We start from the raw sequence: 5,982 nt of genomic DNA on the forward strand, positions 1-5,982 counted from the left end.
GGTGTCGTCGAGACCGACGACGGATGCCGGGGCGGGCGCCGCGACGCTTGCTGAGCGCACGTCGCCGCGGAAGGCGACCTCGCGGTCGGGTGTCGCGGCGCGGGCATCCAGCGCGGCATCGCGCGCAATGGGCCGCAGGTCGACAGCGGAGACGACGATGTCGCGGCGCTCGTCGAGGCGGGCGAGGGCGAGGAGGTCCTCGACCAGCACGCCCATCCGGATCGCTTCCTTCTCGATGCGCTCCATCGACTGCGCGATCTGCTCGTCGCCTGCGGTCGCCCCCATGCGGTACAGCTCGGCGTAGCCGCGCACCGTCACCAGGGGTGTCCGCAGCTCGTGGCTCGCATCGCCGATGAAGCGCCTCATGTGCTGAACAGTGGCGTCGCGTTGCGCGAGCGCCTGATCGATCCGGTCGAGCATCGCGTTGATCGCGGTCTTGAGCTTGCCGACCTCGGTGCCGGGCGAGACGTCGCCCATGCGTTGGCTGAGGTCGCCCGCGGCGATCGACATCGCCGTCTCTTCCACCTGCCCGAGACCGCGGAAGGCCATCGTGACGAGCCATCGCGTGGCGAGGGCGCCGCCGAGGATCGTCAGCGCCGCGAGGATCGTGTAGATGCCGACGAAGTTCGCGACGGTCTGGTTGACGGGAGCCATCGGCAGCGCGAGCAGTTGCACGTTGGCCTCGCGCGCGCCCGGAATCGGGAGGATGTCGACTGCCGCATGAAAGCTCGTCTTGCCGTCCGCCGAGTGCAGGTCGAACGGAGTCGTGCCCTGGATGAGTGCCTTGTCGAGCCCGAATGCCGGCGGGAACTCGGGTGGGCTGTCGGAGTAGGGGCCAGAGGTGGCCAGCAACGTGCCGTCGGCACCGTAGACGGCGATGAAGAACGAGGTGGGCGGCATCGGCGATCGCCGGGCGAACTGCGCGACGCCGTCGATGACCTGAACGTCGAGCAGGCTGGATGCCTGGTCGAGGGTGACGGTCTGGCTGATGGCCTGATCGCGCTCGGCGATCTGCGCGTTGCGCAGGAAGACGGCCGTGCCGAACCCGGCGGCGAGCAGGCCGAGGGCGAGAACGGCGACGGTGACGCCGGTGACCTTGGCGCGCAGGCTGATGCTGCGCCACCACGACGTGATGCGGTCGTCGCGCTGAGCGTGTGCCGCCAGGACGCCGTCGCCTTTCACGAACCGGACCGCCGCCGCACGATCAGGACGACTTGCCGGCCTTCAGCATGTAGCCGAAGCCGCGCTTGGTCTGGATGAGCGGCTCAGAGGAGTACGGGTCGATCTTGCGGCGCAGATACGAGATGTAGCTCTCGACGATGCCCGCGTCGCCGTTGAAGTCGTACTCCCAGACGTGGTCGAGGATCTGCGCCTTGCTGAGCACCCGGTTGGGGTTGAGCATGAGGTAGCGCAGCAGCTTGAACTCGGTGGGGGACAGGTCGATCGACTCTTCGCCGACGAGGACGTCGTGCGTGTCCTGGTCCATCGTCAACTCGCCGGCCTTGATCGTCGACTCCTCGTCCGCCTGCATCGTGCGCCGCAGAATCGCCTGCAGACGGGCGACGATCTCGTCGAGGCTGAAGGGCTTCGTGACGTAGTCGTCGCCGCCGGCGTTGAGACCTTCGATCTTGTCCTCGGTGTCGTCCTTCGCGGTGAGGAACAGGATCGGCGCGGTGTACCCGGCGCCCCGAAGGCGCTTGGTGACGCTGAAGCCGTTCATGTCGGGGAGCATGACGTCGAGGATGATGAGGTCCGGCTCTTCTTCGAGCACGGCGGAGATGGTCTGCGCGCCATTGGCGACGGCACGCACCTGGTACCCGGCGAAGCGGAGGCTCGTGACCAGCAGGTCCCGGATGTTCGGTTCGTCGTCGACGACGAGGATGCGCGGTGCGGTCATAGCCCCATACTGGCATCGGAACCGATGCGGATGCTGGATATCCGTGAAGATGGATGCATGACGACGCCCGCGCCGCTCACCCCCTCACCGCTCCCCATGTCAGCCTCGCCGACGACCGCTTCACCCGGGCTGCCGACCGACTCGACCGGTCCCGGGCTGGCCTTCCACCGGCTGGTGTTCGCGCGGAAGCGCAGCGGGTGGTGGACGCCGCTTGCCGTGGCGGGTCTGGGCATCGTGCTCTACGCCGTCATGCTCGCGGTGCTCATGGCGTTCACGATCGTCATTGCCTTGACGGATCCGGTGTTCCTCGACCGGATGATGACGGTCGCCCGGAATCCGGCGTTCGATCTGAGCGATCCGGTCATGCTCGTGGTCCTGCTCGGCACGATCGTGCTGATGTGGCCGGCGTATCTGCTGGCTTCGCTCATCGTCAACGGCAAACGGGTCGGACTGATCTCCTCCGCTGCGGGTCGGCTGCGCTGGGGCTGGATGCTGCGGTGCGGCCTCGTGGCGGTCGCGCTGTCGGTCGTGCTGACGGGACTCTCCCTGCTGCTGCCGGCCGACGGGGCGGAGGCGACCGCTTCGGGGCCGAACCCGCTGTGGGCGGTGTCGTTGGTGCTCATCATCCTGCTCGTTCCGCTGCAGTCTGCGGCGGAGGAGTACATCTTTCGCGGGTTCCTCATGCAGGCGATCGGGCGGTGGCTGCGGCATCCCGCCTTCGCGATCCTGCTTCCGGTGCCGCTGTTCGTGATGGGGCACTTGTATGATCTGCTCGGTCAGATCGGCGTCGGACTGTTCGCCGTCGCAGCGGGGTGGCTCACTTGGCGTACCGGTGGGCTCGAGGCCGCGATCGCGCTGCACGTCGTGAACAACCTGACGGGCTTTCTGGCGTCGCTCGCGGCAGGCTCGGACCCCACGGCGTCGGAGACCGGCCCCGTGAGCTTCCTGTGGTCGTTCCTGCTCGTCGGGGGATACGTCGCGCTCGTGGAAGGGATGCTGCGCCGCCGCCCCCTGCCCCGCACTCTCGTGCTGACTCCGCCCGCGCCGGCGCCGGCTGCCCCGGTCTGGGGGGCTCCCGTGCCGCCTCCTGCGCCGTGATCGGGCGCCCCTGACTCGCGTCGCTCTCCCCGTCGCCCGCGGCGCCGCCGGGTCGCAAATGGTCGTTGTGACCTGATGATTGCGGCCATCTGCGACCCGCCGGGGATTGGGCTGCGGGTGGGTGATTGCGATGGGGTCGCAAATGGTCGTTGTGACGTGGTGATTGCGGTCATCTGCGACCCCACGGGCGGTGGGTGGCTGTGGGTGGCTGGCGGGGTCGCGAATGGTCGTTGTGCCTTGGGGGTGGCGGCAATCTGCGACCCGCCGGGGATCGAGCGTCCGCGCGTAGCGCGGGCGCATCGAGATCCTGGTGAGTTCTACGCGGCGGCGATCCCCTCGGCATCCAGAATCGTGTACGAATAACCCTGCTCGGCGAGGAAGCGCTGCCGGTTCTGCGCGAAGTCCTGGTCGACGGTGTCGCGGGCGATGAGCGTGTAGAAGCTCGCCGTATGTCCGCTCGTCTTGGGGCGGAGGAGCCGGCCGAGGCGCTGCGCCTCTTCCTGGCGCGACCCGAACGAGCCCGACACCTGGATCGCGACGGATGCCTCGGGCAGGTCGATCGAGAAGTTCGCGACCTTGGACACGACGAGCACCGGGATCCGGCCCTCGCGGAACGCCCCGTAGAGTTCCTCGCGCTCGTCCACGGGCGTTGCACCGGTGATCTTCGGGGCATTCAGCGCCTCGGACAGCACGTCGATCTGATCGAGGTACTGGCCGATCACGAGGATCTGCTCGCCGGCGTGGCGCGTCACGAGGTCCCGGACGACGCCGATCTTGGCGTGCGCGGTCGCCGCAAGCCGGTAGCGTTCGTCGTCGGCGGATGCCGCGTATTCGAGACGGTCGGGAGCCGGCAGGTCGACCCTCACTTCGTAGCAGACGGCGGGGGAGATGAAGCCCTGCGCCTCGATCTCCTTCCACGGCGCATCGAAGCGCTTCGGCCCGATGAGGCTGAACACATCGCCCTCGCGGCCGTCCTCACGCACGAGCGTCGCTGTCAGACCCAGCCGTCGCCGGGCTTGCAGGTCGGCGGTCAGCTTGAACACCGGCGCCGGGAGCAGGTGGACCTCGTCGTAGAGGATGAGGCCCCAGTCCAGCGCGTCCAGGAGCGCGAGGTGCGCGTACTGGCCTCGTCGCTTCGCCGTCAGGATCTGGTAGGTCGCGATCGTGACGGGCTTCACCTCTTTGGCCTGGCCGGAGTACTCGCCGATCTCCTCCGGCGTCAGCGACGTGCGCTTGAGCAGTTCGTCGCGCCACTGCCGAGCACTGACGGTATTCGTCACGAGGATGAGCGTCGTCGTCTTCGTCTCGGCCATGGCGGCGGCGCCCACGAGCGTCTTTCCGGCCCCGCACGGCAGCACCACGACGCCCGAACCTCCCTCGCGGAAGATGTCGACGGCCTGACGCTGGTAGGGCCGCAGCGTCCAGCCGTCCTCGTGCAACTCGATCTCGTGCGGGGTGCCGGGCGTGTAACCGGCGTGGTCCTCGGCCGGCCAGCCGATCTTGAGCAGTTCCTGCTTGATGTGGCCCCGCGCCCACGCGTCGATGACGTAGGCGTCGGATGCCGGGTGGCCGATCAGCAGGGGCTGGATGCGCTTGTTGCGGGCGACCTCTGCGAGGACGGCGGCATCGGTGCCGCGCAGGATGAGCGCGTCCTCGGCATCCCGCTCGATGACGAGCCGCCCGTAGCGGTCGACCGTCTCGCGGATGTCGATCGAGACGGATGCCGGCACCGGGAAGCGCGACCAGCGGTCGAGCGTCGCGAGCATGTCGTCGGCAGTGTGACCGGCGGCGCGGGCGTTCCAGAGGCCGAGCCGGGTGACCCGGTAGGTGTGGATGTGCTCGGGCGCCCGCTCGAGTTCGGCGAAGATCGCAAGTTCGTGTCGCGCCGTCTCGGCCTGCGGATGGGCGACTTCGAGCAGCACGGTGCGATCGCTTTGCACGATGAGGGGGCCGTCAGCCATAGCGTGCAAGTCTACCGGGACGCTCCGAGGTCGGCTCAACGACCGGGCGCAGGGCGCACCGCCCGGATGCTCGACACCGGCAGCGTCCGCTCGACGTCGACCGTTTTGTCGAGCCCGCGCAGCCGTCCGCCGCCGAGGCCGGTGGCCTCCATCGTGAACTCGCGCGCGGTGCCGTCGGGCAGTTCGACGGCGATGATGATCGTGACCCGCGCGCGGACGGCCTGTTCGAGTTCGCGGCCGAGCCAGGCCTTGTCGGCATCGGCGTCGTGAGCGGCGCGCAGCCGGGCGATGAGCGGGCGGTAGGCGTCGGCCGGGTCAGTGAGTGCCGGTCCGGCGGAGGCGAGTCGGTGGCGGTCGGGGCTGCGTCGGGTGCCGTCGACGTCGACGGCGACGACCGGGTAGCGCGCGTCGGCGATCATCCAGAAGGCCGTGTCGGCTCCGCTGCGGGTGACGAGTCCAGAGCCTTCGGGCACGAGGCCGAGCGGACGCAGGGCCTGGTCGACAGCGACGGTCCGCAGCAGTGCATCGTCGTCGCTGGTGATACGCGTGCGCCCCTGACCGTCGGGGCCTACTTGCAGCGCACCGTGACGGCGGGCAGTGCGCTCGATCTCGTAGGCGAGCGGCTGTGGCACGCCCGTCAGCGACACGTCCGCCAGAAAGTCGCGGATGCTGTCCGGCGTCTCGCCTGCCGTGAGCGCGTCGGAGAGCGTGTCGGCCGTGAACCGGTACGTCGAGGCCTGCGCGCGCGACTCGCGGTGCGCCATCGACCGAAGTCGCACGTCGAGGTCGGGTCGTAGGGGGCCCGGTGAGATCGCGGTGAGATCGTTCTGCAGGTAGACGCGATCGACCTCCGTCGGCAACAGAGTCTGCAACGCCCGGGCTTCCGGTTCGGCGCCTGCCGCCAGCGGAGCCGCCCAGCCGGGTGCGGCACCGGCTGCGTCGATCAGGCCCCAGCGCAGCAGCAGCGCAGCCTCGGCCTGCGCCCGGTCCGGCCAGGACGGGGAGAACGGATACGCGCCCGGCCAC

The 5,982-nt window shown here is 69.2% G+C and carries 5 protein-coding genes; 1 reads left to right on the top strand and 4 read right to left on the bottom strand.

Translation table 11 applies throughout. The features are described 5' to 3' along the window. Both WBP48_RS15850 and WBP48_RS15855 read right to left on the bottom strand, forming a co-directional pair. Positions 1-1,182, bottom strand: a 1,182-nt coding sequence (locus WBP48_RS15850) for a histidine kinase dimerization/phospho-acceptor domain-containing protein (RefSeq protein WP_424441720.1), incomplete at its 3' end; no start/stop codon positions are given. 22 nt (positions 1,183-1,204) lie between these two features. After that, positions 1,205-1,897 (bottom strand): response regulator transcription factor, encoded by a 693-nt coding sequence (locus WBP48_RS15855; protein ID WP_424441721.1) that lies wholly within the window; start codon positions 1,895-1,897, stop codon positions 1,205-1,207. 57 nt (positions 1,898-1,954) lie between these two features. Here WBP48_RS15855 and WBP48_RS15860 point away from each other — a divergent pair, with 57 nt between their 5' ends. After that, positions 1,955-2,995, top strand: a complete 1,041-nt coding sequence (locus WBP48_RS15860) for a lysostaphin resistance A-like protein (protein ID WP_424441722.1) — start codon at positions 1,955-1,957, stop codon at positions 2,993-2,995. 317 nt (positions 2,996-3,312) lie between these two features. Here WBP48_RS15860 and WBP48_RS15865 read toward each other — a convergent pair whose 3' ends face one another. Together WBP48_RS15865 and WBP48_RS15870 are read right to left on the bottom strand one after the other, a co-directional pair. Beyond that, positions 3,313-4,956, bottom strand: a complete 1,644-nt coding sequence (locus WBP48_RS15865; RefSeq protein ID WP_424441723.1) for a DNA repair helicase XPB — start codon at positions 4,954-4,956, stop codon at positions 3,313-3,315. Between the two features lie 35 nt (positions 4,957-4,991). Then, a partial coding sequence (locus tag WBP48_RS15870; RefSeq protein WP_424441724.1) for a helicase-associated domain-containing protein occupies positions 4,992-5,982 on the bottom strand: 991 nt, incomplete at its 5' end.

The organism is Microbacterium sp. (genome assembly GCF_049661145.1).
Lineage (GTDB): Bacteria > Actinomycetota > Actinomycetes > Actinomycetales > Microbacteriaceae > Microbacterium.